Genomic DNA, 436 nt, shown 5'->3' on the forward strand with positions numbered 1-436 from the left:
GCTCCTTGCTTCAGTGTCAGTATGTCTCGCTCATCACCTCAAGCCGCGCCAGATGGGGTCAGCTTGGCGCTTACAGAACACCAGGCTCCGGCGCGCGATCTCGGATCTGACAGTGATCCGACCCAGGAGCCGCCGTAAGCCCGGCAGTCCTTGGGAGAACGGCTATCGCGAGAGCTTCAATTCGAAGTTCCGCGACGAGCTGCTCAATGGCGAGATCTTCTACACGCTGGAGGAGGCCAGGGTTGTCATCGAAGGATGGCGTCAGCACGACAACACGACGACAGAACGCCCACGGGATTGCGGAGCACGAGCTTTTTTACCCGTGGCATCCTTGGGCCGGGAGCCTGGCCCATATTCATGAGGTGGTCGAGAAGGCTGGTAGAGAGATTTTCCGTTGCAGCCTCTCTGGTCGGTGATCCGATCGGTGGCTGGAGAT

General features: G+C 59.4%; 1 protein-coding gene. It reads left to right on the forward strand.

Going from position 1 to position 436, the window contains the following annotated elements:
• A partial coding sequence (locus tag X773_RS78925; RefSeq protein WP_245274907.1) for a transposase occupies positions 1-361 on the forward strand: 361 nt, incomplete at its 5' end.
• Between the last annotated feature and the right edge of the window lie 75 nt (positions 362-436).

Origin of the sequence: Mesorhizobium sp. LSJC280B00 (assembly GCF_000502835.1) — a bacterium.
Classification (GTDB): Bacteria; Pseudomonadota; Alphaproteobacteria; order Rhizobiales; family Rhizobiaceae; genus Mesorhizobium.